This window comes from Streptomyces sp. NPDC001980, from assembly GCF_040296885.1.
Taxonomy (GTDB): Bacteria; Actinomycetota; Actinomycetes; order Streptomycetales; family Streptomycetaceae; genus Streptomyces.
Genome location: NZ_JBEOYD010000025.1, coordinates 103,412 through 129,184, shown reverse-complemented (window position 1 = coordinate 129,184; position 25,773 = coordinate 103,412). Strand labels below are relative to the sequence as shown.

The 25,773-nt window shown below is 68.7% G+C and carries 18 protein-coding genes, 2 tRNA genes and 1 pseudogene; 12 read left to right on the top strand and 9 right to left on the bottom strand.

Going from position 1 to position 25,773, the window contains the following annotated elements; all coding sequences use genetic code 11:
- Positions 1-13: 13 nt before the first annotated feature.
- The 3 genes from ABT137_RS32265 (at position 14) to ABT137_RS32255 (ending at position 1,442) form a co-directional block, all read left to right on the top strand.
- Positions 14-145, top strand: coding sequence for a hypothetical protein (locus ABT137_RS32265; RefSeq protein WP_351714641.1), 132 nt, complete (start codon positions 14-16; stop codon positions 143-145).
- Positions 146-369: 224 nt separating this feature from the next.
- On the top strand, positions 370-720 hold the full coding sequence (locus ABT137_RS32260) for a hypothetical protein (protein WP_351714640.1): 351 nt from the start codon (positions 370-372) through the stop codon (positions 718-720).
- 56 nt (positions 721-776) lie between these two features.
- A complete protein-coding gene (locus ABT137_RS32255) occupies positions 777-1,442 on the top strand; it encodes a hypothetical protein (protein WP_351714639.1) in 666 nt (221 codons plus the stop codon).
- Between the two features lie 439 nt (positions 1,443-1,881).
- On the opposite strand, the pseudogene ABT137_RS32250 reads toward ABT137_RS32255, so the two are convergent.
- From ABT137_RS32250 to ABT137_RS32240, 3 genes and pseudogenes are all read right to left on the bottom strand, one after another.
- Positions 1,882-2,824, bottom strand: a pseudogene (locus ABT137_RS32250) (IS110 family RNA-guided transposase); the annotation flags it as partial.
- 527 nt (positions 2,825-3,351) lie between these two features.
- Positions 3,352-3,427 (bottom strand) — tRNA-OTHER (locus ABT137_RS32245).
- 473 nt (positions 3,428-3,900) lie between these two features.
- Complete coding sequence (locus ABT137_RS32240; RefSeq protein ID WP_351714638.1) at positions 3,901-5,385, bottom strand: pentapeptide repeat-containing protein; 1,485 nt, start codon at positions 5,383-5,385, stop codon at positions 3,901-3,903.
- Positions 5,386-5,800: 415 nt separating this feature from the next.
- Here ABT137_RS32240 and ABT137_RS32235 point away from each other — a divergent pair, with 415 nt between their 5' ends.
- Positions 5,801-5,959, top strand: coding sequence for a hypothetical protein (locus ABT137_RS32235; RefSeq protein WP_351144702.1), 159 nt, complete (start codon positions 5,801-5,803; stop codon positions 5,957-5,959).
- A 220-nt stretch (positions 5,960-6,179) separates the two neighbouring features.
- Here ABT137_RS32235 and ABT137_RS32230 read toward each other — a convergent pair whose 3' ends face one another.
- Both ABT137_RS32230 and ABT137_RS32225 read right to left on the bottom strand, forming a co-directional pair.
- Positions 6,180-6,593: a PIN domain-containing protein gene (locus ABT137_RS32230; protein WP_351144703.1), complete on the bottom strand. Its 414-nt coding sequence runs from the start codon at positions 6,591-6,593 to the stop codon at positions 6,180-6,182.
- On the bottom strand, positions 6,590-6,853 hold the full coding sequence (locus ABT137_RS32225; RefSeq protein WP_351714637.1) for a CopG family transcriptional regulator: 264 nt from the start codon (positions 6,851-6,853) through the stop codon (positions 6,590-6,592). Before ABT137_RS32225 ends, ABT137_RS32230 begins: the two co-directional genes overlap by 4 nt.
- A 245-nt stretch (positions 6,854-7,098) precedes the next feature.
- Between ABT137_RS32225 and ABT137_RS32220 the strand changes: the two genes are divergently transcribed.
- Positions 7,099-8,397 carry a tyrosine-type recombinase/integrase gene (locus ABT137_RS32220; protein ID WP_351714636.1) on the top strand — a complete coding sequence of 433 codons (1,299 nt, stop codon included), beginning with the start codon at positions 7,099-7,101 and terminating at the stop codon, positions 8,395-8,397.
- A gap of 745 nt (positions 8,398-9,142) precedes the next feature.
- On the opposite strand, the gene ABT137_RS32215 is transcribed toward ABT137_RS32220, so the two are convergent.
- Positions 9,143-9,418 (bottom strand): helix-turn-helix domain-containing protein, encoded by a 276-nt coding sequence (locus ABT137_RS32215; RefSeq protein WP_351714635.1) that lies wholly within the window; start codon positions 9,416-9,418, stop codon positions 9,143-9,145.
- Complete coding sequence (locus tag ABT137_RS32210) at positions 9,415-10,146, bottom strand: hypothetical protein (RefSeq protein ID WP_351714634.1); 732 nt, start codon at positions 10,144-10,146, stop codon at positions 9,415-9,417. The genes ABT137_RS32215 and ABT137_RS32210 overlap by 4 nt, the downstream gene beginning before the upstream one ends.
- A gap of 858 nt (positions 10,147-11,004) precedes the next feature.
- Here ABT137_RS32210 and ABT137_RS32205 point away from each other — a divergent pair.
- Complete coding sequence (locus ABT137_RS32205; protein ID WP_351714633.1) at positions 11,005-13,584, top strand: tetratricopeptide repeat protein; 2,580 nt, start codon at positions 11,005-11,007, stop codon at positions 13,582-13,584.
- Between the two features lie 30 nt (positions 13,585-13,614).
- Here ABT137_RS32205 and ABT137_RS32200 read toward each other — a convergent pair whose 3' ends face one another.
- A complete protein-coding gene (locus ABT137_RS32200) occupies positions 13,615-14,517 on the bottom strand; it encodes a serine/threonine protein kinase (RefSeq protein WP_351714632.1) in 903 nt (300 codons plus the stop codon).
- A 335-nt stretch (positions 14,518-14,852) separates the two neighbouring features.
- On the opposite strand from ABT137_RS32200, the gene ABT137_RS32195 reads away from it, so the two are divergent.
- Genes ABT137_RS32195 through ABT137_RS32180 form a run of 4 tightly spaced genes read left to right on the top strand, consistent with a single transcriptional unit; the run spans position 14,853 to position 23,581 of the window.
- A complete protein-coding gene (locus ABT137_RS32195; RefSeq protein ID WP_351714631.1) occupies positions 14,853-16,127 on the top strand; it encodes a PD-(D/E)XK nuclease family protein in 1,275 nt (424 codons plus the stop codon).
- Complete coding sequence (locus tag ABT137_RS32190) at positions 16,124-17,269, top strand: pPIWI_RE_Y domain-containing protein (RefSeq protein ID WP_351714630.1); 1,146 nt, start codon at positions 16,124-16,126, stop codon at positions 17,267-17,269. Before ABT137_RS32195 ends, ABT137_RS32190 begins: the two co-directional genes overlap by 4 nt.
- Entirely contained in the window at positions 17,262-20,777 is a 3,516-nt protein-coding gene (locus ABT137_RS32185; protein ID WP_351714629.1) for a pPIWI_RE_Z domain-containing protein, read from the top strand. The genes ABT137_RS32190 and ABT137_RS32185 overlap by 8 nt, the downstream gene beginning before the upstream one ends.
- A 32-nt stretch (positions 20,778-20,809) precedes the next feature.
- Positions 20,810-23,581, top strand: coding sequence for a pPIWI_RE module domain-containing protein (locus ABT137_RS32180; RefSeq protein WP_351714628.1), 2,772 nt, complete (start codon positions 20,810-20,812; stop codon positions 23,579-23,581).
- A gap of 439 nt (positions 23,582-24,020) precedes the next feature.
- On the opposite strand, the gene ABT137_RS32175 is transcribed toward ABT137_RS32180, so the two are convergent.
- Positions 24,021-24,092: transfer RNA gene (locus ABT137_RS32175), tRNA-Arg, on the bottom strand.
- Between the two features lie 60 nt (positions 24,093-24,152).
- On the opposite strand from ABT137_RS32175, the gene ABT137_RS32170 reads away from it, so the two are divergent.
- Both ABT137_RS32170 and nrtL read left to right on the top strand, forming a co-directional pair.
- On the top strand, positions 24,153-24,710 hold the full coding sequence (locus tag ABT137_RS32170) for a response regulator (RefSeq protein ID WP_502984606.1): 558 nt from the start codon (positions 24,153-24,155) through the stop codon (positions 24,708-24,710).
- Positions 24,711-24,792: 82 nt separating this feature from the next.
- A complete protein-coding gene (nrtL, locus tag ABT137_RS32165) occupies positions 24,793-25,770 on the top strand; it encodes an ArgS-related anticodon-binding protein NrtL (protein ID WP_351714626.1) in 978 nt (325 codons plus the stop codon).
- Positions 25,771-25,773: the final 3 nt, after the last annotated feature.

Genomic DNA, 25,773 nt, shown 5'->3' with positions numbered 1-25,773 from the left:
CCGCCAGTCTGCCGTGCAGCGAAGGATCTTCACGGACTCCGGTCCGGCCGAGTCCGATCCGGTCGCGACCGCGGCAGTCTGGAAGTTCCTGGCCGGGCACACGTACCACCGCGTGGAACTGGCCGGAGAGATGTCCTCGCCGTGAGAACATGTCGACGAGGACTTCACCACCATCGACAACGACCTGCAGGACTCGCCCTCGGTTGCCGACTACGTCGCCGACAACTGAGACGGTCGGCACCTGTTGGTGCGCCCCCGGCCGCTGTGCACGGCGGTGCGTGCCGTGCTGGCCCCCTTGGAACAGGCCAGGGAGTCCGGGCAGTGGACCGCTCACCCGGCTGAGGAGGCGACGGTCGACGAGCTGCTGCCGTGACCCGGTGGCCCCTGCTCGCGGCGGGACGACGGGTGAACGACGCGGAGGTACTGGCACGTGCGGCGGTGGTAGAGCGGGCCCGTGCCGCCTTCGACCGTGCCGCCGCGTCCTTCCCGGACGACCAGGCCAGCCTCCCGGCGGCGTTGCGGTCATTCTCCGGCGCACTCGCATCCACGGTGGACACCGCGCCGGAGGCCCTCCTCACGGACCGGGGAGACTTCACGCCCGCGGCACTCTTCGACGCGGAACGTGCGCTGGGCCTGATCGGCAAGTTCCTCGACGACATCACATACCGCTACTCCCGCCTCAGTCGGCGTGGCGACGATGCGGCTTCACGCGGACGTTAGTGCAAGTGATCGATCCTGGTGGGGTGGAGACCACGCCGGGAAGGGTGGAGGAAGAGATGTGGGAACCTGTTGACGTGGTGTGTCACCAGTGCAGGATCAAGCTTCAGCTGCTCGATGCCCCGGTTCCCCGAGAGGCGTGGTGGAAGTTCCTGTACGAACACGCCTACCACCCGGTGGAGCTGCTGTGGGAGCACTCCGAGGCCCACGAGAGGATCGACATCGACTACATCGATGTGGACAGCGACATCGAGGGCGACCCCTCGTTCGCCGAGTACGCGGGCGAGTGGACCGGCCGCTCGCTCGCGCTGCAGCCCCGGCCGGTCGCTCGCGCGGTGGCCGAGATCGTGCAGCGCGCCCAGGACGCACTCGACGCCCACGAGTGGCGGGCCGCACCGGCCGACGCAGCCATGGCCGAACGGATCGTGCAGTACATGGACTTCGCACCCCCTCCTGGGGAACTGGTTGACGCCGCCGCTGTTCTTGCCCGGCTGGCCGCGGTGGAAGCGGCGTTGGAGCAACTGCGCCGGGCTGCTGCCGAACCGGTCGGCGACCACTTCGGCACATTCCTGAGCGAGGTCCTGCGAGTGCTGCCCACCACGGCGGATCTCCCACGGGACGAACTGTGCGCCGAGAGCGGGCCCCTGGCCTCCCCTCGACTCTGGGACACCGAGCGGGCACTACGACTGATCCAGCACCTCGTAGCCTCCAGGATCGCCCTCTGATAGGCCATTCCCCGCGGCCTCTCGCGTCGTCACGACACGGGGAAGCGCCGGACTTTGGTGTCGGTGTGCCCGTCCGAGGTGCGGAGGTCGAGGAACGCCGTGTCGGGCGGTCCGGCGAGCCGGAGGCGGTATGTGAGGGCGACCCGGAGATCACGATGGTGACGAGGTTGAGGGCTTGGCCGGGTCACGAGATGTGGGCTATGACGGCACGGCGGTGGAGTGAATGTGGGCGGCGAACGCGGAAGGTGGGCGGTCATGCTCCTGATGACCGACGCAGTCGGCTGGGGCCTGCCGCTGGGCCGCAAGCGCCGATCAGACCGGGACCTTCGACGGCGGTCACGCCTGTTCTGAGGCGGGCCAGGCCAGGCTGAGGCGGCCGGGACCGTGATGTACGCGGGCACGGCCGGCCTGAGGCGGGGGGGTGCCTCTATGTCTTTCGTCAAGCGAGGCGTGGGGTTCCGGGTTCGTAGAAGGTGCCGTCGCGGAGCATCGCGAACAGCACGTTGATCCGCTGGCGTGCCAGGCGGAGAAGTGCCTGGGTGTGGGTCTTCCCTCGGGCCCGGCAGCGGTCGTAGTAGGTGCGGGAGGCGGGATCGTTGCAGGGCAGCGAACGCGGACAGGAACATCGCCCGCTTGAGCTGCCGGTTGCCGCCTCTGGGCGCATGTTCGCCATGGATCGAGGTCCCCGACGACTTCGTCGTCGGTGCCAGGCCGGCGTAGGAGGCGAGGTGGGCGGCGGTGGGGAAGCTGGTGCCATCGCCGACGGTGACCAGCAAAGTGGCGGCGGTCCTGACCGCGACCCCCGGAATCGAGGTCAGGACCGCGGAAAGAGGGTGAGCCTCCAGCAGCTGCCCGATCTGTGTTTCCAGAGCTCGTCGCTGTTCGTGGACGGCCGCGAGCGAGCGGGCCAGCGACGGGATCACGACGTCGAGCGTGCCGGTCCCGGGGACGACGACGGTCTGCTCGTCAAGCGCGTCGAAGATCTCGTCGATCAGTCGCTGAGCCATGCGCGGGGCCTTGGGCCGGATGACTTCAACCAGCCTGCGACGACCGGCCTTTCGCAGGGCGGCCGGCGATCCGTAGCGTTCCAGCAGCCAGGTCACGGCCGGGTGGTCCAGACGCGGCCCGAGCACCCGTTCCAGGCTGGGGTGGAACTGGGTGAGCAGGCCGCGTATCCGGTTGGAGGTGCGGGTGGCCTCGGCCGCCAGGTCCTGGTCGAAGCCGACCAGCACGGTCAGCTCGGCGGTGATTTCGGCGGTCAGTTCCAGCGAGCGCAGGGTGTGCGGCATCGTCCTCGCGGCGTCAGCGATCACGGCCGCGTCGCGGGCGTCGGTCTTCGCCTCGCCCGGGTAGAGATCGGCGATCCGCCGCATCGAGACGCCCGAGGGCGAAGCCTGGCGTCGGCACTCGGGACTCGCGCTGGGCGAACCCCAGCAGGGGTGACCCGGACGCTCCGAGGCCCTTGCGCCCCGGTGGAGGCGAGAGATGCGCGCCACTCGCCCGGGGTGACGCCGTGGGCGGGGCGGAATACGCGGGCGAAGCAATGGGGGTCGGGTCGGCCGACCCGGCGATCGACTCAGCGACCGGCAGATCGGTGCCGGTCAGCAGTCGGCCCGCCTCGGTGAGCTCAGGGGTTCCATCTGCGGGTATACGGCGAAAGCGGCACCAAGCTGGATGACTTCGACCTCGGCAACAAGACTGACGAAGGCCATGTTGAGGGACATACCTTCGGCGTTCCCATGTCCTGGGTGCCTCCAGGGGCACCCACCTGCACAGAAACCCAGACCTGCCCCGGCCTGCGCAAATACGGGAAAGCTGAGGGACCAGCCAGGAGAACCTAACTGTCCCTCAGCTACCGAGTTGCCCCAAGAAGTACACTGACCTGCAGTTATACCGAGCAGGTGAGTGCCCCGGCAGGATTCGAACCTGCGCACACGGCTCCGGAGGCCGGATAATTCCCGGTTGTTTCCGCAGGTCACGGGCTTACCTGACGGGATGTTAGGTCTGTCGTCCCGCGCATGTCCCGCGAGATCGAAATGCCCCGTTTGGCCACTCTGGCCTACTTGTCGGTGAATGCTCGTCGGTCGCCCTCTGTGGCGGAGGTCACGATTCCCTCGGGCAAGCGTAGGGAGTAAAGCGTGCCGCCTACACTCGAACAGGGAGATGTTCCGGAGTGCGTGGGTAAGTGAAATGCGCCGGGTTGCCTCTGGCTCCCGCGGCGGCGCATCCGACGCGATGGCTCGGGCTGATGCTCCAGCTGTAGAACGCGATCTTCGTAGTGTGCGGTCTGCCAGGCGATGGCAGCGGCCGGCTTGGGCTTGGTTGCAGGACGGGCCGAGAGCCCTGGCTTCCACAGGATCGACGTCATTGGCACTTCTCGTGCTGGAGCAGGAGCTGGCCAACAGGCTGGCGGCACACGGCTGGCCGGACCAGACTTGGACCTCGATAGATGGCTCCTTTACCGTTTCACTCGCCCCCGGATGGCGAGCGCCGCGAGACCGAGCAGGACCGGCTCGGAGAATCGGGATGCCATCTCGATGTAGCCGCCGGCTGTCGTCAGGTCCTGGCCGCTGGAGCGAAACACTACGGAGTTGAGCGTGACGCTGAGCGCCTTGTCGAAGCGCTTGGTCGTGAACCGGTCGTGGGTCGGGTTCTTCGGATCGTTCTTGTCGATCTCGAAGATGACCTTCCCGCCACCGGGCGGCACCGTACCGCTGGCTTCCTGCCTGGGTGAGTCCTGCGGGAGGCCGAAGCCCATCATCAGCAGGATGGTCGTCAGTATCGCCAGGGCCAGCCAGCCGAGTGCCCGGGAGGCACGCAGGCCGTAGCCGGACAGCAGCCAGTAGAGCTGGAGCAACCATCGTTCCGCCGTGCCCCATCCCTTGCTGTGGCGGCGCATTTCCATCTCGCCGTAGTAGAAGTCGGCGGCGCCGGGCTCGTCTTTTGCGTCCTCGCGGGATTTGCGGAGTTGCCGGTAGATGATGGCAAGGGCGGCAAGGCTGGGGACTTCGTGCAATTGCTCCGGTGGCGCGCCCCACCCTCGCCGGAGAGCAGGACTTCTTTCGGGTAGCGCACGCCACTGGCGTTCTTCTTCGATAACTTGGCGTTGTGTCCACTTGTAGGAAAGTCGCCAGAATTCCATACGGACTTGGGGTGGGATGTTGAAGCCGTAGTGAGCTTCGAGGCGAATTTGGTCCAGGTGAATAGCGCCAGAGAAATGGCACCGTGCCAGTTCGACGTCGGCTAGAGTGAGCATACTGCAATCGGTGCCGGATAAATCGGTTATGATGCATGTTCCGAAGAGATTCGAGAACCCTTCTTCTTCAAGGATGGTTCCATCCCACTCGAATTGAGCGAGGGCGGATCTGACAGATACTGGCGCTTCGAGAGCGCAGTCTGCGAGGCTGACAGCGGCGTGACGTAGTTCAATTTGCCCAAATGACGACCAGCGGCTTCCGCGGAGGCTTACTTCTCGTGCTGTCGTTAGCAGGGTCATAGGTGAGTTGAAGATTACCTCCTCCATCTCTAGCGACTTTTCGACAATGAACGGTCCGAGTTGGACATTATCTTGGAACCGTGCCTTATGGAAGTCGACCTTCTCTTTGAAAGTCGCCCTGTCGAGCATGACGTCTTCCTGGAAAGTGGTCCAGGTGAAGTAAACGTCGTCATAAAATGTTGCTCTACTGAACCAAGGTGTCTCGGTGAAAGTGACCTCAAAAAAGGAAATTTTACTTAATGCCACGACATCCTTGAATGATGACTGGTTGGCGAATGTGGCGTTATCGAAGTGGGCTGCTTCAGTGAATTTGGCGCGATCGAATGAAGTGTGGTCGGAGAATGCAACCCTAGAGAAGTCGGCTTCGTCGGTGAAGTGGGCGTCATTGAAAGAGCAACGCCCTATCAGGGGTGCTTCTCCCTCGGATTGTTTCAGTCGGGATAGCACCTCTTGTAGTCTTGGACTGGGAATATTGGTGTGGCGAAAATCGATCCTTGCACCCGGCCCGATGGATGATAGGAATGAATGCAATTCGCTATCACTTGCGTGCTCAAGGCAAAATCTTTGACCTGGCAGCTTTGCGCCGTGACAGTCAGGAAAAGTGCGCCCGGAGTCAGTTCCGGAGTTGCAGCTGGCCAGGCGAGGGAAAGGCATAGTCGGCAACGAATCGCTCATGCATCTACCAATACCGCATTCACCTTCGAAGATCAGGTGGTTGGAGGATTCGGTTGAACCTCATGGTCTACGCGATCACCGCACCCCAGCAGGGCATCACTGTCTTCCCCTGCAACCTGGCCGGAACGCGGTGCCCGCAGTCCGGGGCGGTCGTCGACAAGCAGCCGTACCTACTGACTTTGAAAACGTGATGTCGTCGTGGTGGGGCGGGGATGAGTCCGGTTCCGGTGAGGCAGCCGTCGACTTCGACGACCCACTTGAGGCGGCGGAGATCATCCAGTTTGCCGACTTGCTGCTGCGCCAGGTCGAGCGGGCCAAGCGCCGTCAGGCGACGCCTGCGCCGTAGGGCGAGTCCAGCGTCCGAACGCCTGAGCGCAATACCGACGACGGCCGTGGGCCATGCGGGTGCGGGCTGGCGCACCGCCTACCGCGTCACAACCGTCCCGCGCTACTGCCTGTCCGCCCAGAGTGTAGCCACCCGCTACGCCTACTACACGTGCAGGCACCGACGAGCGACTGCGGGTGCGAGCGGAAGCGTCAGCAGCGACAGACAGCCCGTGGACGTATCAGATCTTGATGACGGTGGCGCCTCCGCCGCACAGCGCAGTGAGGTCCTCCGGGTCGGAGGTGAGGATTGTGACGGGGCGGGGTGCGGCGAGGGCGGTGGCGCTGAGCATGGCGTCGATGGCGTACTTGTGGCCGTGCAGGCCGGCGTCGGCGAGGAGGGCGGCGGCGTGACGGGCGATGGGCTCGGTGACCGGTTCGATGACGAGGCGGGACAGGGTCCATTCCAGGGCTGGGCGATTGATCCGTGGATGAATCACTTCCACGAGGGTGGCCGCGGAAGTAATTACCCGCAGGTCGTCGGCGCGGGCGAGGGCGAGCCAGCCGGTGACTGTGCGGTCGCGCAGGACGGCTTTGGCCAGCCCTTCGCTGTCGAGGATCAGGGTGCCGCCGGGGGCGGCGGAGGAGGGGGTCACGCGGCGTTCGCCCCACCTTGGATCTGTTGCTCCCGGGCTTGGTGGAGTTGGTCGCGCAGGGCCTGAACCTCTGCGTCGGTGATTGGGCCGTGTTCGGCTTCCGCGACCGTGATGAGTTCGTTGAGGTTGTCCCGCTCGATCTGGCGGGCGACGGCTGCGGCGACGTAGGCGGACAGTCCGGAGGGGCCACTGCGGGCCCTGGCGGCTTCGGCGATATCGCGCGGCATGGTGATCGAGTACTTGCCGGTAGGCTCACTCATGCTACCTATCCTACTGTGCATCCTCCCTTGTCGGATGGGGCTGGTAGAGACAGTCGCCGTGGGTTCAGTCCGACGCGGGCTCGAAGCTGGGTTTGGGCGTACGACGGGACTCCAGGGGGCGTTGTTGCTGCCGGGCTTGATATGGGCATCCAAGACGTTCACGTGTCAGGGAGGTGGTGGACGTCATGAGGAACTCGAAATCTCGGGCGCGCGGCGTCCCCGGCCGTAGACGTGAAGGAAGGGCCGTGGATGGCCGGCGCACGATGGGTGCGACGGATGTCAGGGCGCTGGCCGATGACTTGGGCGCTGTGCTTCTCCGTGCCGCTCGACAAGGCGTTGCGGATGAGTCCCCTGCGGGGATCAGTCGTGGCTTGCCGCAGGGCCGCGCGGCCGGGATCAGCTGGTACGCCTTTGCTCTGGAGTACATGGAGATGAGGTGGCCGCTGATTGCGGCGAAGACCCGGGACGAGACCAACGACGCGCTGTGCGCGATCACCCGGGCGATGCTCCGGGATGTGCGGGGCCGTCCGAGCGATGAACTGCTGCGGCGGGCGATGCGGGGTTGGGCGTTCGTTGTCCCGCGCCCGGAGCCGCGTCAGATGCCAGCTGATGTCCGGCTGGCTCTGCGCTGGGTGGCGGGAGCCTCATGTCCGCTGGCCGATCTGATGGATCCGGTCGTGATGCGGTCTCTACTGACCGCACTGCGGCTCAATCGGGATGGCGCGGTGGCTGCGGCCGAGACGCAGCGGCACAAGCACAAGGTTCTGATCAACGCCGTGCGGTACGCCCTCGAGCAGCGCAAGTTGCCCGCCGATCCGCTCGCTCCCATCAAGTGGAGCGTGGCTGAGACCGTCGACCAGGTCGACCCGCGAGTGGTCGCCAACCCTAGCCAGGCGCGTTCCCTGCTGTGCGCGGTCTCCTACGTCGGCGGTTACCGGCGGGCACGTGGACGGCGGTTGGTCGGGCTGTTCGCCGGGATGTACTACGCCGGGCTGCGCCCCGCCGAAGCGGTCGGGGTGTCTTTGCCTAACTGCGTGCTCCCCGCTGAGGGCTGGGGTCAGGTGACCGTGCACCGCACACTGCCGCAGGCGGGCAAGCGATGGACCGACACCGGAAGAGCCCACGATGAACGCGGTCTCAAGGGCCGTCCAGCCGACGACGCCCGGTCCGTACCCCTGCCGCCCGAACTGGTAGCGCTCTGGCGGGCGAGCATCGATGCCTTTGGCACCGCGGACGACGGGCGGCTGTTCTTCAACGAGCGTGGCGGCATCGTCGGATCCAGTACCTACGACCGTGCCTGGCACGAGGCCCGTGAACTCGGCCTTCCTCCGGATCTGGTGTGTTCTCTGCTCGCGGCCCGCCCTTACGATCTGCGCCACTCGGCACTGTCCACCTGGCTCAACGCCGGCGTCGACCCGACCGAGGTGGCCGAGCGCGCCGGTAACAGCGTCGAGGTGCTCATGACCACCTACGCCAAGTGTCTGTATGGGCGGCAGGAGATCGCCAACCAGCGCATCGACAAACTCCTGCGCGAATACGAGTAGCGCTCGCAGGCACCTGATTCCGGCGAGGCGGTTGACGGTGCACACGACGCATACGCGTCCGGGCATGCACCCCCGACTCGTCCGTCGGAATCTGGTGTCGAAGAACTGAACGGGTGTGTGGTGCGGGTCGGTCGATGCCTTCCCGATGACGCACCACGTGGAGTGCGTGGCGGCGCTGGAACCTACCGAATAGGGCGTCTGAGCTGCAGTTTTCCTCGGCTGTCCAAGTGTGGCACGGGGGTATCGACCTGTTTCCCGGAGTGCATGACGTGGAGCCTGTCACGGGACGGACACGCGTCTCTGCTCTGCGGTTCTGTGGCGAGCATGCTGGATGGAGGGTTCGCTGGCGCGATCATCGCGGGGGCGGCGAGGAGTCATTTCGACGCCGCTTCTGACGATGCGTCGTGCCTATCGGCCTGCTGCTCATGCTCTGTGGAGTCCTCGTTCTCGACTCATTGCGCGTCCCCGGGACTGAGGATACGACCGCCTTGCCTTCGATCTTCGGTGAATAAACGGACGTCTTCCTCCGCGTAGGGGACCCGAACCCTGTGTCACAGCTGGCGCTGAGGTCTCACCTCAGGTCAACCATGCGACTTTGCCATGGCGCACGATCACCCGGGCGGGGCGACTCGGCAGGCGCCATCAAGTGACGGACCGGGCGGTGTGTGGAGAGGCAAGGCCGTGCAGCCCCTTGGCATCAGCCACAGGGCCGCACGGTGGTGGGGACGCGAGGCCCATCTCCTTGTCAGAAGTCGGTGCTCGGGCCGTTCGTGTCCAGTTTCAGGTCCACGCTGTACAGCGGACGGTCCTCGATCCCCAGGGCACGCATCAGCTCGTTGGTCGGAATCCTGTACCTGCGTCCGACGCGGCGGATGGAGCAGGGGAACTCGCCCTCGCGGATCAGCCGGTACGCGGTTGTCGAACCGATCCCGAACGCTCGGCACGCCGTCCGCAGGTCCACTGTCACGGGCAGGTCGAACATCTCGGAGAAGCTGAGTCGGCCCTCTACCGGGTCCTTCATGCTCGCCTCCCCGCAGGGCGGACCGGCCGGGTGTCCGCGCGGCGCTTGGATCGTCGGTTCTTCCGGGGGGCGTGGTGCGTCGAACGGTCCCTCGTCCCGTCGTCGGTGTCGGCGAGGGCACCCTTGCGCAGATGCTCCTGGCGCACCCGGAAGCGCAGCGGGGCGCGCAGCCCGTCCGGGCCGTCCGGACGGTCGACCCGCACGTCCAGGCACTCCTCGGCCGGAGCGTCCGCCTCCCCGTCGGACGCGCTGAGCGCGCGATCCTGGGCGATGCGCTCGACATGGGTGGAGGGGAGCTCCCGCAGGCCGTCGCGGGCGAAGCACCACGCCCTGGTGCGCGCGGCGTGGATCAGGGACGAGTCGGAGAGGCGGCTCGAGGCGTCCGGAGCCGCTAGTTCCTCCAAGAGGGCCAGGATCATCTCGGCCTCCACGTCCGACCGATCGGCGTGCAGGCGCGTGCAGACGCGGTGGACAGTCCCGGTCAACCGGGGCAGGGCCAGCCAGATCGCTAGGAGCTTCCCGGTGCCGTGTGGAGCGAGGTCACTCAGCGCGGTGCTGAGTACCTCCTTCCAGACCGCGGCGGCGAACTGGGGGTCGGAGCCCGGCCCGTACAAGGCTTCGTACGTCTCGACAGCGGTCAGCCGGACCGGCTCCGCCCCCTCGATGTCTGAGGGAACGGTCACGAGGATCGAGTCGCCGACCCGGGGGTCGTCGAAGTGCCGCCTCACCGAGGCGAACATACTGCTGGATAGTGGATACATCAGTAAATGTCCTCTCTCTAAGCTGAAGGTGCCGAAGATGCTGAAGGCGCTGGAGATGTCGATGTACTGGACGGGCTGAGAGCCGCCGGTGTCGGTCTTGTCGACCGGGATTCGCCGCCTTCGACCACGAGCGTGTGACAGTGCGGAAAGGCCGTGAGCTCGCCGGTCGGAGTAGTTCAGAGGGGTGGGGCCGCAGTGGGTGGGTGCCCGCCCGGGACGGGCACCCACCCATGAGCTGTGGAACTCAGGCGGTCTCGGAGGGAGAGTCGTCCGGCGCTTCGGCGCGCGGGGTCGCTGGCGTGGTGCCCTCGGTCCGGTCGGCCGCTCGCCGGCGCCGGGTCGGCGGCCAGTCGGGGGACTGGCGCAGACGGCTCGCCCGGCGGTTTCGCTGACGGTTGTTCATAGGGCCTGTGGTTCCTTCCTGATGGGTCGATGGATGACTACGCTGCCGTCTCGCTTTTCTGTGAGCGGCTGGTGCCATCGTGCCCGGGGACGGGAGGAGGCCGCGGAGCGGAAACTGAGGGAAAACTGAGGCATGGGGGCGTGAAGGAGTACGTGCGTGTGAAGCGGCACATCGCAACGTACAGATGAAGGGGGCGCCGTCGCGGGGCCCGGACCACTGCTTCCGGTGCGGAGAGGGGAAGGGCGATGGAGGGGTATGTGCTGGGCCCGGTGAGAGCCGAAGGGGACGGCGGCGGAAGGGTCTGCGCAGGTTCGAAGGCAGCCGGGCTGTTTGCGCTTCTGGCGACATCAACGGGCTGCCGATGCACCAGGAAGGAGATCGCCGAAGTCCTCTGGGAGGGCGAGGAGAACACCCGCGGCCTGGTGGACCGTGCTGTCTCCGACCTGCGGAGGCGACTGGGCCCGGAGGCCGTGCCCCATGGTGGCAAGTCGGGTTACTGCACGCTCCGCGCGCCGGAGGGCGGCGTCGACCTGCTCCGCTTCCGCGACCGGGTGGCGAGGGCCGAAGGGCTGAACCATCCGGAGGGGTTCGAGTTGCTCGGCGCGGCCCTGGAGGAGTGGGACGGCGGTGATCCGCTGCGCGGGCTGACCGAGAGCGGCTTCCAACTGCGCCGGGAGGCGCTGCGGGCCGAGTTGATGGCCGCGGTGCACGCCCGGATGGACGCCGCCTACAAATCGAGGGAGGAGAAGTGGCTCCGTGAGGAGACGGAGAAGTGGTTCGAGCGCGCACCGGAACTGCCCCAGGTCTTCCGATTCTACCTGCTCGCCCACGACGACCTGGCGGAGCGCCGACGTGAACGGCTCATCCAGGAGTGGACGAGGCGCAACGGAAAGCCGGACACCGACTTGCGGAGCGCCTTCGACCAGGTCCGGGGAGTCGCCCACCGGTCCGGCGGGACGCTCCTGCCGCCCGTCCCAGACCAGTTGCCCGGCAGCAGTCGCAGGCCGGTCGGGCAGGACGAACTGATCCGCGGCCTCGTGGCGGCCGTGTGCGACGAACAGGACGCCGGCAACCTGGCCTTGGTCCTCATCAGCGGCATGGCGGGTGTCGGGAAGAGCACGGTGGCCAACCACCTCGCCCGTCAGCTTCGGGAGCGGTTCCCCGACGGAGTGCTCCGCGCCGAACTGAACGGGTTCGCCGACGGGGACGCGCGGCCCGCCGAACCAGACGAGGTTTTGGACGGGTTCCTGGCCGCGCTGCCGCCGTACACCACGGTGACCGGACCGGAGAGCAAGAGCAACGCGCTGCGGTCGGCACTGGCCCACCGCTCGGTACTCATCGTCCTGGACGACGCGCTCAACGCACAGCAGGTGCTGCCGCTGCTCCCCGGAGACGGCACCTGCGCCGTGATCATCACCAGCCGCAACGACCTGTTGCGCCTGCAGTCCGAGAGAAAGGTGCTGTTCCGCAAGATGGAGCCGCTGCAAGAGGCGGACGCCCTGGAGGTGCTCCAAGAGAAGGTGTCGGTCGAGGACCGGGCGAAGCACGCACAGGCTTTCAGTGAGCTGGTCCGCCTCTGCGGACGGCTGCCGTTGGCGCTCACCGTGGTGGCTCGACTCCTGGAAGGCGGTGCGCGTCCGCTGCGTACCCTCCCGGCCCTGGTGCGGGACATGAAGGAGGAGCGGGAGCGGGCGAGACTGGACACCCTGCACCTGCCGGAGCACGAACTGTCGGTCCGTGCAGCACTGAACTGCTCCGTACGCGTGCTCGGTGCGGAGGCCCGGCTGCTGCTGTGGCAGCTCGCCGTCCACCCCGGGCCGACCGCCTCCTGGGAGGCGGTGATGGACCTGGGAAGGGCGGCGGGCGAAGGGGCGCGCACCGACCGGGCCTTGATGGAGCTCGTGGCGGCGAACCTGGTTGAGCGCCAGGGCGACCGGTACGGGCTGCACGACCTCGTGCGGGCCTTCGCCCGCCGGCACGCGCGGCCGGTGGGCGACGGAGAGACGACGGACATCGAGCGGGCGACCGTACGGCAGGTGCTGGAACACCAGCTGCACAACGTCCGCGCCTGCGACTGGGTGCTCGACCGCGAGCGCGCCCTGCCCATCGGCGAGCCCGACGGGGTCACGGTCACCGACCCCGCGGAACCGGGGCAGGCGATGGCGTACCTGGACGAGGAGTACGCCGCTGTTCAGCGAGGCGTCCGATTAGCCATCGGCCAGGGCATCGAACGGTACACATGGCTGCTTTCGATGGCCCTGGTCACCTATCAGTGGCGCCGGCACCTCCTCGGCGACGCGCGGAGGAACCTCCTGCACGCCGTCGACGCCGCCGAATCCGCCGCCGCCCCGGTCGATTGCGCCATGGTCCACCGGATGCTGGCAGGGACACAGTGGCGGTTCGGCGAGTACGACACGGCCGTGGGCCACCTGCACCGTGCCGTCCGGCTCAGCAAGGAGGACCACAGTGAGGCGGGCCGGCTCAGTCTTGCCCGTTCGCTGCACCGGCTCGGGATCACCCTGCGCAAGCAGGGCGACCGGACGGGGGCGGAGGAAGCGCTGTGCCAGGCACTGGAGTTGTGCCGGGAGGTGTCCGACCCGGTCGGGGAGGCCGCCGCTCTCAACGCCCTCGGCGCGCTTCACCACGACCGGGGCGAGCACGCGCAGGCGCTCCGTCGGTGCGCCGACGCCCTGGGCGTGGTCGAGCGCACGGTGGAGCGCAGCGGCCTGGCCGACGTGTTGTTCACCCTGGCCAAGGTGCACCTGGCCCGCGCCGAGCGGGACGAGGCCATCTCCCTGTACCGGCGGGCCTGCGACATCTACCGCGAACAGGAGAACTGGCCCAACGAGGACAAGACGCGGATGCTCTTCGCGGACGTCCTGGTGTCCGCCGGTGAAACCGACACAGCGGTACGGGAGTTGGAGAGAGTCATCGTGCTGCGCGAACTGATGGGCGGCGAAGGCGTGCGCGAGGTCCGGGAGTTGCTGGAAGGGTTGAGGTGACCCGCCCGGCCGGCGACCTCCGGATCACCGTCACAGCCGAGGCGGATGCGTGCGGTAGTACTCGGTCGGGTCGGGACGCAGCCGCCTCGACGGACGCCGCGAGCCTAGTCGGGGCAGATACGGGCGGAGTCGGTCGAACACCTCACGGACATCCGCCGGGCGCTCCTCCGCCTCCCACCGGACCATCCACAGCGCGAGGGAGGCGAACTCCGGGGGGAGCTCGGCGAGTTTGTCGGGCGGCAGCACCGGGCCGCCCGGTTCCGCCCGCTCCTCCAGTCCGCCGTAGGGGAGCCGCATGACGGTCATCTCCAACAGGATGCAGCCGAGCCCGAAGATGTCCGCCCGCCGCGTCAGCCCCGAGGGGCACGCGTCGGACTGCTCGGGGGAGGCCCAGCCGCGCGTGCCGCGCTCGAAAAGTGTCTCCTCGCCCGCCGCGATCGCGAGGCCCATGTCGATGAGCCGGAGACGGCCGTCCGGTTGCACGATGACGTTCTCGGGTTTGAGGTCGCAGTGCACCAGATTCCGGTCGTGCACTTCCCGCAGAATTTCGCACAGTTGGCCGATGACGGACGCGACTACCTCAGGATGCCTGACGGGTCGGGCCGCCAACAGCACGTCCTGCAATTGGAGTCCTTCAACGAATTCCATGACCAGGCATCGGCGCCCTCGGTGCGTCCCGGTGGCGATGATTTCTGGAATCGCCTGAATTCCCGTCAGCATCATCATGCGGGAGCCCTCTTCGAGGAGGTGGTTTCCGGCCGAGTAGAAAACGCTCTCGGGGCCGAGGTCCCGGGCCTTCTGGAGCTTCAGCGCCACTCTCTCCCCGCTCCTGCGGTCACGGCTGAGGAAGAGGTCGCCTTGGCCACCGTCACCGACCTTGTCCAGCACTTCGTAGCGCTTCTCCACATTGCCGATCTCCTCGATCTCCCGCATGGCCACCCTTCTTTTCTTTCGTCCGTACAGAAATGGAGCAGAAAATGTCACAGCCGTGGCTGCCCCCCGACGGGGTGACACGTACCTCCGAAGTCATCACGGTATCCGCCGGCATGTTCAAAGGAGGCGCATTCCGGTGCCCTGCCGCTGACGCTCTCAAGACCCGCGGCTACCACACTGCCGACCCCGTACCGCGCCGCCGCGAGCGGTTGGAGAACTTCACTCTCGGCCCCTTCATGGCCGCCTGCGACGCCCGCTTCCGGCCCCCCGGGGGCCTGCCCCGGACGCGTACCGCGCCCTTGCATGACGGCCTGAGGACATGGTCGGACCATGGTGTGAAGGCGTACGAGGCGGCCTTCCCCGCCGACCCGGAACGCCCCCTGAACGAGGTTCCCGAGCCGTGGACGTACCGCTACCGGCCGTCCGGCCCCGACTCGCGGAACGCCCAGGAGTACCGCTTCACCGTGTGGGGCCGCTGCCTGGCCTCCGCCGACGGTGCCTACCGTGAACTCCGTCTGCCCGTGCACCGCCTGAACCGGGAGCTGCCGCCCGACGGGTTCGTCGCCGCCGTCGCCCTGGTGCTGGCCGAGGGCACCCCCGGGCCGCAGTCGGAGCATGTACGGATCGTGGAGTTTGCGCTGTTCGACGGCCGTACCCGGGAGCTTTTCGCCGGCAGTCGGGAGCAGGCGCTCGCCCGGTACCGCGAGCACGGCCCCGACGCCCTGGCCGGCGTACTGGACGGACGGGAATACCGCCCTGGCTCCGCGTGCGGCGGATGTCCCTACCTGTCGGTCTGCCCGGCGCTGCGCGCGGCGCCCGGACTGCTGGGCATCGAGTCGCCGAACCGGCCCCGACGTACCTGGTCGGTGACCAACGGGCGCAACTACCGGGCCTGCCCGGCCCGCGACCACATGCGTCGGCTGCACCTGCCCACGGCGGACTCCGTCGAGCGCGAGGTGACGGCCGAGCGCGGTCGGGCGCTGCACGCCTACCTCGCCGACCGGCATGGCCACGGATCGCCTCGACCGTGCACGGTCGAGGTTCCCGAGGAGTGGGTGCCGGACGGATTCGACCTGCCCGACCGCGAACGCACCCTCGGCGCAATCCTGTTGCGGCGGCACGCCGCGGTCTGCCCGCTGCGGTGCGTCGGGGACGGGACGGACGTGCGGACCGAACCCAGGGTGGTGCGGCACGACACCGTCGCCGACGTGGTGGTGATCGCCGCACCCGATCTGCTCTACCGGGACGCCGGCTCATGGGTGTGGCGCGAGACCAAGACCTCCGCCACCGATCGGCGGTCCAACCGTCCCCTGCTGGAGCTCTACCCTCAACTGGCCCTGGCGGTCGTGCTGATCGGCCGCGGTGACCTGGGCGGCGCTCCGTCCCGTGCCCGGGTCGAGCTTGAGGTGCTCCGCCCCGGCGGTGCCGACCTGGAGATCATCGACCCCTTCGCCTCCGCCAACCGGACCGAGGCTGAGGGAGTCCTGCGGACGATGGTGGCCGACTGGCACGGGGACGACCGCTACACGGCGGTGCCCGGACGCTCCTGCCAGCGGTGCGAAGTGGCCCGCTGGTGCTCGGTGTCGGCCGCCACCGAGGCCACGGCATGAGGGCGGGGGCGGCCCGCCGGGCCGACCGGCCGGACACCGGGGAGGAATCTGAGGGCGCGGGCAGCGAACTCTTCCGCGAGCTTGCCCGCATGGTGGCTGCCCTCGCCGAGGTTCAGGGCCTGCGCTCGTTCGCCCTGCCCTATCCCGGCCTCGCCCAGCATGCGCTGGACCGCACGGTGATGCACTGCCTCGACGTCGGGGAGACACCGCCGAGGAGCCTTCCGGAGCTGTGGGAGTGGTGCCGGACCAAGCCGGCGGGCGATCCGCTCTTCGCGGTTCCCGCCTCCCTGGTCACCCCGGGCGCGACGCTGGTACACCCGGTCGGCCGGATGCCGACGCGGTCGTGCCTCGAAGTCGCCTCGCACGGGCCGGACGGGGGCGTGGCGGCGCATGCTCGCGCGCTTCTGGGCGACCTGGAAGCGCGGTGCGGAACGGGCGAGCGCTACCGGCAGTGCCGGAACTTCCTGGCCCGCCACCCGGTGGTCCACCGGCAGGACCGCTTCAAGCCCGGCTGGAGCAAGGCCGTCTGGAGCCGCGTCAAGAACCTCTACGGGCCGCTGCCCGAATCCCTGCTTGTCGACGGCGACTTCCTGCGCTGTCCCTCGTGCGGGCTCCCCGCGCTGCCCAGGGACCGGGCCGTACCCGTACCCGTGTCGTCCGCCACCGACACGGACATCTGGTGCGAGGGGGAGGAATGCCCGCGCGACGACCCTCCGGAACTGATCCGCGAGCCGGACCAGACGTGGATCCTGCGGCGTTCACTGCGGACGTTCCTCGCGCTGCCGCACCGGGCCGAAGAGGCCGCCCTGGACGCGCTGAATCGCGCCGGGATGGACCATGAGCCCCTGTCGGGGCCGCTGTCCGCCTACCGGTTGAGGGACTCCGGTCCCGGAATCGTCGACATCCACGTGTACGACCGACTGCAGCCGGCCCTCCTCGCCGCACATCTCACCGACAGCGCGCCCCTCGCGGACCGCACCCTCGTCGTGATCCCGGACGCCCTCGCCGGACGGGACGGCTACCGGGGGGCCTTCACCGACGCCCTTCCCGCGCTTCTGCGGGACCGGCTGGTGCTCACCACACCCGTGGACCTCGTGCCCGACCTGGGTCGGGCTCGGAGAGAGGAGAAGAACGATGCGTAGCATCACCCCGCCGCTGACCGACGTACTCCGCGCCCTCCAAGTGTTCCTTGGGCCGGCCGTCCGCAAGCCCGCCCTGGAAGACCTCTGCCAGGTGGAACTCGGCCTGTACCTCCAGCAGAAGCTGATGCCGGGCAGCCCCGCGGGCAGTGCCTGGGTACTCTTCAGCGGATACGGGTTCGCCGAGGCGCACGGAGCGCAGTTGCCGCCGGACACCGCGCGGACGCTGCGTGTCGCCCGGTACTCGCTGTGGACCCTGCGCAGGGGCCGTACCTGGCGCGAGGCGCTGGAGACCTACCAGCTGTTCGAGCCCAGAGTGCGCGGCTACGACGTACCGGACACCGAGTCGCCCTCCACCCGCCGCGAACTCTCCGTCGCCGGAGACCGCTTCCCCGTCTACGAGCAACTGCTGCGTGCCGCACCGCCGCTGGCGGGCAAACGCATGCCGGTCGCGGGCCAGGGCCCACACGCCTTCCCCGTCAGCCGCACCCTGGCCGTCGTCGACCTGCCGTCCGTCCCCCACACCCCCCTCGTAGCCCACGACATGGACCTGGAACCGGCTGGCGCCGGAGAGCCCCTGGTCTTCACCAGGAAGAGCCTGGAGCGCACCGCGGCGGAGATGGACGCCACGCACGCCCGTGTCGGCGAGGGAAGGCCGCCGCGCTGGCTGAAGCGGCTGCGGGACTTTGACCTGTCCACCAAGGAGAACGGCACATTCCACAAAGCCGGCAAGGACGAGGACTTCACGTTCACGGTCGACGGGATCCAGCACCTGCTCGGCATCGTTGGCGCGGGCAAGAGCACGCTGCGCGACATCATCGCCGTCCATCTCGCCAAGCTCGGCAGGCGCACCACCATCGTGGTCACCGACGTCGCGGAGGTGCTGAAGCTCGTCCGGCTCTACGGTCTCTACACCGACGGCGCCGCCGCACCCGTGCTCGGGTCCTCCGGCCGGGAGCGGCACGCCCAGCGGCTGCACCGTCGGCTGGCGGGCCGGGGCGAGCACCGTCTGCTCGCCCACGACGACCCTGCCTTCGCCTACCTCGGGACCTCCTGCGTGCTCAACGTCAGACGGCAGGGCGCCACTTCGTCCACCGAGCCGCTCGCCTTCGGTGAGGCACCCTGCTCCCGGCTCCGGCCACCGTCGGACCCCAGGCGCGACAAAGGTGGCGGCTGGGCCTCCGAATGGCAGAAGAACGCGACGAGTTGCCCGTACTGGTCCGTCTGCCCCCGGCACCACGGAGCCCGCACCTTGGTCGGCGCCCTGATCTGGGTGGCCACGCCGGCCGGACTGATCGACGCCGAGCCGCCCAGCCCCCAGAACGGCGAGCGCATCCGCTACCTCGAACTCGCCTGCCGCCGCAGCGACCTCGTCATCATCGACGAGGCCGACCGTGTGCAGATGCAGCTCGACCAGACCTTCGCACCCGCCGTCGTCCTCGCCAGCGACGAGGACAAGGGGCTCATCGACCAACTGAGCCGACACAAGATCCGGGAGCTCGCGGCCAGCGGGCGCACCCAGCTCTCCGAACGGGACGTGGAGACCTTCGCCGCCGCCCTCAACACCGCCGGATCGGCCACCGACCGGCTGTACGCGATGCTCGTCGCCAGGTACGACCTGCGCAGGTGGGTGCGGACGGGCTACTTCAGCGCTTGGACGCTGCAGCTCGGACTGCTCGACGAACGCTACGAACTCCCCGACGACAGCGGGCCGGAACACCGGAACCAGGTCCCCAGACAGGCTCTCGGCAAGCTTCTCGACGCCTTTCGCGACAACCCCTTCGGCGACCGCCGCCGCAGGACGGAGGAGGACTTCAGCGAGCTGACCGCCCTCCTCAACGAACTGCTCCACACCGGCAACCCGGAGAACACCCGGCGCCACCTGGCCGAGGTCATGGACGAGGTCTTCCACATCGACCCGCGGTACATGGCCGCCCGGCAGCAGAAGTACAAGGAGAAGTACGACGAGTGGCAGCGCGAGGAGGAGGAACGGCAGAAGGGGCGAGGCCGCCGCCGGAAGCCCAAGCCACCGCCCCAGACCCCCGAGCAGTGGCACCAGGAGCTCGCCGAACGCTTCGAGTTCACGCTGCTGCTCAGCGCCCTGGAGCCCCGGCTCGCCATGATCAACGCCATGTGGCCCCGCGTCGAGGCCGCCCTCAGCCTGGGCTACAACACGATGTACCGTCGGCCGCTCGACTACGGCCCGATGGTGCCCGAGGCCCCGATGGGCAACGTACTCGGCTTCCAGTTCCGGGTCCCGGGCGAGGACAAGGGAGGAGTGCGCAGCGGCGAGCTGACCTTCTTCCGCTGCAGCGGCGTCGGACGTGAGCTGCTGCGTGCCATGCCTCACCTGGCCTCCGTCGACGGCAGGCCCGGCGCCCATCTGCTGCTCATGTCCGGCAGCAGCTGGGCGGGCGCGTCCAGCCGCTACCACGTCTGCGTCCCGGTCGGTGTGATCATCGAGCCGCCGGCCGAGGTGACCGAACGCATCGCGAACGAGAGCCTGATGCGCTTCGAGTTCATCGACGACGGTGACGAGAAGCTGCGCCTCTCCGGAACGCACCCGGACGACCGCCCCGAGAAGCTGCGCCGCATCGCCACCCACCTCGGCGCGGCGGGGGAGTACGACGCCCCCGAAGGAGGTCCGCTGGAGCGCGAGTTGCTCTCCCTTCGTCCAGGCAAGCGCGACCAGATCCTCCTGCTGGTGGGCAGCTATGCCGAGGCTCGCATCGTGGCCGATACCCTGCACAACCTCAACTCCCGCTGGCACGACAGCGTGCTGTGCCTGGTCTCAGACGACGAGGAGATCGCCCTGGAGGACGAGGCGCCGTCCGCCTACCGCGCCCGGTCACTGCGCCGGGGCGACGTCGAGCACCTGAAGGACCTCGACGCGAACATCCTCGTGGCGCCCCTGCTGGCCGTGGAGCGGGGCCACAACATCCTCAACGACGACGACGAGGCGGCCATCGGCACGGTCTACTTCCTGGCCCGGCCCAATCCGCACCCCGAGGACCTGTCCCTGGCCGTCCACGCCGTCAACGACTGGATCGTCCGCGCCGTCACCGGCGGTGACTTCGACACCTGGGTACAGGGACAGGCCACCGTCGAGGAAGGTGCCGACGAGGTCCGCCGCCTCGCTCGTTCGCGCTGGTACAAGGTGCTCGCCCGCTCGATGGCTTGGAGCCACCTCGGCGAAGAGACGCGGGAGCAGGTCACTTGGGACATGTTGGTCCTGATGTGGCAGGTGATCGGGCGGCTGGTGCGCGGCGGCGTACCGGCCAGGGTGGTCTTCGTCGACGCCGCCTTCGCCCCGAACCGCGGGGCCGTACCACCGCAGGCCGACACCCCCAAGTCCAGCCTGCTGCACAGCGTCCTCGACGTGCTGGACCCGTACTTCGAGGGCGACACGAAGAGCGCGGAGGAGCAGTTCATCGCCCATGCCCTGTACGAACCTCTCCGGCGCATGCTCACCCGTCTGCTCGCCCCTGCTCCCGACCCGGCCCATCCGTAAGCGCCGAACTCCAGCTTCCAGGAGGCAATTTCGTGTATCACACCATTCGCAACGCGGCCTACGAACCCGACCCGATCCATGGACCATGGCGGGAGGAGATGAGTGTGTTGCGGCTCGGCGAGGAGTTGCACACCGAGCTCACCAGGATGCACGCCGAGGCCGACCAGGGCTCCGCCCGCCCCGATCGGCTCCCCGTACGCAGGCTCAACTCGCTGCTCCAGGCGATGGCCCCCGGCGTCATCGCGACCGGCCGCAATGCCGGAACGGACTGTCGCCTGCCGTGGCTCTACGCACGGGAAGCCGTCCCGCCGGAGGTGCTGGCCCCGGTGATCGGCACCTGGGCGGCGGGCATGTACCGGGAGGAGGACGACACCGAGGGCGCCGATCTGGAGGAGAGGCTCCGCTCCGACGACCCGGCCGAGGCCGTCCAACTGCCACATTGGGAGACCGAATCGGTCGACCTCACCGAGTCCGTGACCTCGGCGGGCGGAACAGCCGAACCCACCGCACGGCTCTACGGCCTGCTGCCCGAGTGGGCCGCCTTCCGGCTGGCCGCGCGGACGTTCCGCACCGGGGGCACCACACTCCACTTTCGCGTCGAGAGCTCGGGCAACGGCGCGCGACTCGTCTCCTGGCCGCCACAGCGGTACGAGCGCCGCGGGCAGACCTGGTACTACTCGGCCTGCCTCAACATCACCGTCCACACCGTGCCGTTCGCCCCACGGTTCCGCGTCCATGTGTCCGCCCAGGTCCGCCGGTGGGCCACCCAGCTGGACGTGCGCCCCCACCAGCTCGGCGGCACGACCGTTCTGCTCGACGCTCCCCTGCCATGGCCGGGAGGGCCGGACCGGGGCCACCGGTTGATGGTGAACACCCTCGGCTACGACCGGCGGCTGAAGGAACTGGCCTGGCGCCACCACAGCCCCGCACCGCTCTTGCCTGAGCTGGACATCGTACGCAACTACCCGCAGCCCGAGGCGCTCTTCTCCCATCCGGAACGCTGGATCAACGGGTCCGGGGACGTGGCCGCCGGCATTGTCTACCACCCGTCGATCGGCCCGCATGAGGTTGGACCGGGGCTGATGGCACGGGAGCGGGCGGATCTGGACGCCTGGGTCGAGGAGGGGCTGCGCCCCATGCTGACCCGGGTCCCCGACCTCACACGGGTTACCCGGAGCAACACCCCCTCATTGCTGCCTCGTTCGGGAGCCGGACATGGTCCGGGCGTCCGGGACACGCAGCTGTCCCTGCAGCGGCGGGCGGCGTTGGCACGCGCACTCAACGGCCGTCCCCTGGAGATCGACGTCTTCTGGCAGTCCCCGGAAACCCGTGCCGCCCTGCTCGCGGAACTGCCGAAGCTCATCGGCTTCCCTCCCGGGGAGAGCGTGGGGTCGGCCGACGACGACACCTGGCGGTGGCGGGGCGAGGGGATCGAGATCCGCGTACGAGCCTGGCCCGCGGGGCCCCTGGCTGACGCCCTGCCGGTCTCCCGGGAGCGCAGGCGCTCCAGGGCCGTCCGGCTGGCCGAAGCCGTCGAAGGGCGCTGCCGGCTTGTGGCGGACCGCGTGGTTCCGCGACCCGACGCGGCCGGAGTTGTGATCACGGAGATCGCCAGCAAGGAGCGCTTCGCCGCCGTCCCCGACTCCGACCCCAAGCATGCGCTGCGCATCGCCTGGGCGCGGCAGGGCCGGCTGAGCCAGTTCGTCAACCTGCCCGACGACACCGACAGTGGCCTGGAGCACCGGGCCAAGTGGACCTGGCTGGACGCCTTTCGGCAGCTCGGCGCGATCAGTCCGCCCGCCCATCGAGTGGGGGCCGGAGTTCCCGGCGAGCTCCAGTACGTGGCGCTCTGGCTCGTACGCCACACCAGGAAGGGGCCCACGCGGCGCCCCGTCCATCGGCTTGTCGCGGTGCGGGTCCGCCCCGGGGACGAAGGACCGGGCGCCATCGAGGGGTGGGACGCCGAGCGCGCCGAATGGGTGCCGTACGCGAAGCTGTTGCTGCTGCTCTCTCAGGCAGTGGAACCAGTGGCGGAGACGGGGAAGGAGACTGATACGGGTGGCCCTGGCGACGGCGTGACCGCCAGGGGAGGGCTCCGGCCCGGTGCCCGCCCGGGTGTGGAGCAGCACAGGCAGCGGGAGGCCGAGCGGCAGATCCGCGCGCTGCTCTTCCAGCTCCGCGGTCGCCCGACCCTCGTGCTGGCGGACGCAGGCAATCTGCGCCAGTGCTGGCCTCGCCTGCGCAACGGCGAGCTGGACCGCGACATGCTCGGCTTCGGCACCGAACCAGCCCAGCGCCACACGCTCTACGGTGACGACCTGCGGGTGGTGCTCGTACGGGACGCCAACGCGCGGGAGGAAGTGGCGGAGTGGTACGCCCACGACGCCAAGGGCAGCGTCGGCTTCGCCGAGGGCGTGTGGGGGACGGCGGAGACGGAGAGCCGTGTCTTCGCGAGTACGGCCTCGAAGCCGCACACAGTGGCGAAACTACCGAAGGGCCTCATGAAGCTGGCGCCCACGGCACAGAGCCGGACAGCACCCGGGAAGACTGCCTGGAACCCCGGGCAGCTGGAGATCACCGTGCTCGGCTGCCTGTCGGAGAAGGCGCTGGCGGACTCGGGGCGTGAAGGGGACCTGCCTGACCGGCCGGCGGAGTGGGCGACGCTCACGCACCAGCTGCGCTACCAAGACGACTACCCGCCGCTCGCCCGGCCCCTCCCGCTGCACTTGGCGCGCCTCGCCGGCGAGTACGTGCTTCCGGTGGCCGGAACGAAGGAGGAGGGGAGCATGTCATCCGCTCCATGAGCGAGGCGCCGCCTGCATGGGGCGTCCCAACGATCGACGCTGATAGGAATCATTGTTCCCTCGTGTGAGTCAGACATGGGGGCATACCGCTGTCGGGCGGGCGCGAACGGCTTCGCGAGACTGTGCCGAATCTGGTCCGGGAAAGTGCAACGGCCTGTTGCTCCGTGTCCCTTCTGGCTGTCCCGCTTGGTAAACATGCAGGTCAAAGCACTCTTTTGAGGGGGCGGATCCACCTTGCGGCTTTCTGGCCCACGTATGTCCCACAGAAATCGATTTCGCGGGATCGGACGATTCGGATTTCGTCCGACCGGTCATGGAAAACCCCTGATCAGGGCTATGCGGGAGCCGAGTGGTAATGGCCAGGTTGGCCGTTGCTGTTTTGGCATGCACAAAAAAGACCCTGACCGACGTTTCCGCTGGTCAGGGTCTTAATCCGGAGTGCCCCCGGCAGGATTCGAACCTGCGCACACGGCTCCGGAGGCCGTTGCTCTATCCCCTGAGCTACGGGGGCGTCTGGCGTTGAGCTGTTGCTCGCGGCGACGGGTAGAACACTACCAGCTCGGTCGGGGTGATCAGGAACGGGTTTCGCTGGGGTGCTCGCCCGCACGGGGTGGAAGTCGGGAAAACGCGGACGCGGTGGCCGGTCCGGACCTACTCTCGAGTTGTGCCAGGGGCGTCGGGCCGGGTGCTTGTTGTGGACGACAACAAGGTCATCCGGCAGCTGATCAGGGTCAATCTCGAACTGGAGGGTATCGAGGTCGTGACCGCGGCCGACGGTGCCGAGTGTCTGGATGTCGTTCATCGGGTGCGTCCCGACGTGATCACTCTGGACGTCGTGATGCCTCGGCTCGACGGGCTGCGGACCGCCGCTCAGCTGCGTGCCGATCCCCGGACTCGCGATCTTCCGCTCGCCATCGTCAGTGCCTGTACGCAGTACGAGGTCGAGACCGGGCTAGGCGTCGGCGTCGACGCGTTTCTCGCCAAGCCCTTCGAACCCGCCGAACTCGTCCAGTTGGTGCGGGAGTTGATCGAGCGGCGGCGAGGCGGGAGCGAGGGGGAGGACGGGGGCGTGGGCGAGGAGGTCCAGTTCTCGGGGGAGCGGGCCGGGGGCAACCCCGCCTATCCGTGACCCCTGCACGCGGCGTCCACATACCGGAACGCTGTCCAAACCTGCTCGCATACCCACCCCCTTCCTCCCCTACGCTTGTCCCGTGACCCCCGTCGAGCTCTCTCGCACCGTGCTGCGCGCGGTGCGCCGTGCCGTGGACGCGGGGGAGCTCAGTGTGACCGTGCCGGAGCGGGTCGTGGTGACGCCGCCCGGGCCCGGTGGATGCGGGGACTACGCCACCAACGTCGCGCTGCAGCTTGCCGGGCCCGCCGGGCAGCCGCCGGCGCGGGTCGCCGAGATCCTGGTGCCGCTGCTCGCGGAGTGCGCCGGCGTCGAGGACGTCGTCGTCACCGGGCCCGGGTTCCTCAACATCTCCCTCAGCACCTCCTCGTCCCCGACCGCCACGCTGGTCGGGGAGATCCGCAGCCTCGGGGCCGCCTACGGCCACGGCGACGCCCTCGCCGGGCAGGTCGTCGCGTTGCGGGTGCCGTACGACGTGCGGGCCGAGGTCGTCGCCGACGCGGTCGTACGGATCGTCGCGACCCAGGGCGGGCGCGGTGAGGTCGAGCACGGGGAGCCCGTCAGTCTCCGGCCCGTTCCGGCGCCCGAGGACCCCGCGCCGCTCGGGCCCGACGCCGCCCAGTGGGCCCTGCTGCATCCGGCCGCCCACGACCGGCCCCGGATCACCGCCGATCATCTGGTGCAGCGGGAGAGCAACCCGCTGTTCCGGGTCCGGTACGCGCACGCCCGGGTGCGGGCCGTCGGGCGGGGAGCGGGGCGGCTCGGGATCGGTGCCGTGCCCGGCGACGTTCCCGACGCCCCGGGCGGTCTCGTCACCGCCCTCGCCGACTACCCCCGCATCCTCACCGGCGCGGCCACCCACCGCGCCCCCGACCGGCTCGCCCGGCACCTCGTCACCGTCGCCGATGCCGCGCTGCCGTACCTGCCGACCGTGCTGCCCCGTGGCGACGAGAAACCCTCGGCCGCCCACCGTGCCCGGCTCGCCCTCGCCGAAGCCGCCGGGACGGTGCTGGCCGGCGGCCTGTCCCTGCTCGGCATCGACGCACCCGATCACCTCTGAGAG

Coding starts and splice junctions, on each gene's coding strand:
- ABT137_RS32255 (WP_351714639.1), top strand. CDS start 777: ATGTGGGAACCTGTTGACGTGGTGTGTCACCAGTGCAGGATCAAGCTT.
- ABT137_RS32225 (WP_351714637.1), bottom strand. CDS start 6,853: ATGAGTGAGCCTACCGGCAAGTACTCGATCACCATGCCGCGCGATATC.
- ABT137_RS32215 (WP_351714635.1), bottom strand. CDS start 9,418: ATGAAGGACCCGGTAGAGGGCCGACTCAGCTTCTCCGAGATGTTCGAC.
- ABT137_RS32200 (WP_351714632.1), bottom strand. CDS start 14,517: ATGCGGGAGATCGAGGAGATCGGCAATGTGGAGAAGCGCTACGAAGTG.
- ABT137_RS32190 (WP_351714630.1), top strand. CDS start 16,124: ATGAGGGCGGGGGCGGCCCGCCGGGCCGACCGGCCGGACACCGGGGAG.
- ABT137_RS32185 (WP_351714629.1), top strand. CDS start 17,262: ATGCGTAGCATCACCCCGCCGCTGACCGACGTACTCCGCGCCCTCCAA.